2 protein-coding genes are annotated in these 1261 nt (G+C 67.2%); one reads left to right on the forward strand and one right to left on the reverse strand.

Annotated elements, in window-relative coordinates; all coding sequences use genetic code 11:
- Window positions 1–5: 5 nt before the first annotated feature.
- Window positions 6–521, reverse strand: a complete 516-nt coding sequence (locus B7767_RS38575) for an IS5 family transposase (RefSeq protein WP_085576035.1) — start codon at window positions 519–521, stop codon at window positions 6–8.
- On the opposite strand from B7767_RS38575, the gene B7767_RS38580 reads away from it, so the two are divergent.
- Complete coding sequence (locus B7767_RS38580; protein WP_085576032.1) at window positions 507–1151, forward strand: LysE family translocator; 645 nt, start codon at window positions 507–509, stop codon at window positions 1149–1151. The two genes, B7767_RS38575 and B7767_RS38580, sit on opposite strands and share 15 nt — an antisense overlap.
- Window positions 1152–1261: the final 110 nt, after the last annotated feature.

Raw genomic sequence — 1261 nt, forward strand, 5'->3', positions numbered from 1 at the left:
CGTGGTCAGTCCGCCCCGGGATCGGCCGAGGGCGTGATCGTCCGGTTCGTCCGGCCGCTGATTCCCCCTTTTCGGCCGGTGGCGGCGGCGTGCTGGTGGGCGCGGACGATGGTGGAGTCGATCTGGACCAGCCAGTCGATGTCACCGGCGGCGTCGGCCCGGGCCTGGATCTGCTGCAGGGCCCGGGTGAACACCCCGTCGATCGCGTAGCGGCGGAAGCGGGTGTAGACCGTCTGCCAAGGCCCGTAGCGTTCGGGCAGGTCACGCCACGAGATCCCGGTGCGGATCTTGTAGACCATCCCGTTGATGACCTGCCGGTCCGACACCCGCGGCCGGCCCGTCGCGGCCCGCGGTATCAGCGGAGCGAGCAACTCCCACTCCTGGTCAGTGAGTTCATGACGACGTACCACCCCACCATGATCCACGATCTGATGATCTTTGAAGACGGACCCTAGGGCTAAAGTCGGTCTGGTGACACCCGCCCACGGGGGGCGAAAATTCCGTCCATGGTCGACTCCCATCAGTTGCTCGCTTTCTGCGCCATGTCGTTACTTCTGTCAGCCGTCCCAGGACCGAGCGTGCTCTTCGTCATCGGACGAGCTCTCGCCCACGGGCGTAGAACGGCGTTGTCTTCTGTCCTCGGCAACGCGCTCGGCGGTTACGTGCTTGTCATCGCGGTGGCCATGGGCGTTGGGAGCGTGGTCGAGCGTTCGGTCTTGCTCTTCAACGTGATCAAGCTGGCCGGAGCCGCTTACCTCGTCTTTCTCGGCGCGAAGGCGCTGCGGGCGAGCTGGAGGGACCGGGCGATCACGAGGACCGCCTCGGGTGCCGCGCCCGGCGGTGGCGGCGGCTCGGTCCGGGCGGGGTTCGTCGTCGGGGTGACCAACCCGAAGAGCATCGTCTTCCTCACCGCCGTCCTGCCTCAGTTCGTCGACCCGGAAGCCGGCCACGCCAGCCTCCAGATGCTCCTCCTGGGGCTGGCCGGAGCCCTGCTGCAACTGGTCTCCGACGGCATCTGGGGGCTGACCGCCTCCACTGCGCGTGCCTGGCTGGGGCGTTCTCCCCGCCGCATGTCACTGATCGGTGGCACGGGAGGGCTGGCCATGATCGGCCTTGGGGCATCTGTCGCCGTCACCGGCCGGGCAGATTAGGGTCCGTCTTCAAACGGATCTTGCCCAGAGCAGGAGCGACGCGAGACTGACCGCTGCCTCGTATGAGGTGGCGGTCTTGTCGTATCTGGTCGCGATGCCGCGGAAGCCCT

This window comes from Streptomyces sp. 13-12-16 (assembly GCF_002114215.1).
Lineage (GTDB): Bacteria > Actinomycetota > Actinomycetes > Streptomycetales > Streptomycetaceae > Streptomyces.

Bases quoted from the DNA above. Each gene is read 5' to 3' on its own strand.
- B7767_RS38580 (WP_085576032.1), top strand. From the start codon at position 507: ATGGTCGACTCCCATCAGTTGCTCGCTTTCTGCGCCATGTCGTTACTT.
- B7767_RS38575 (WP_085576035.1), bottom strand. From the start codon at position 521: ATGGGAGTCGACCATGGACGGAATTTTCGCCCCCCGTGGGCGGGTGTC.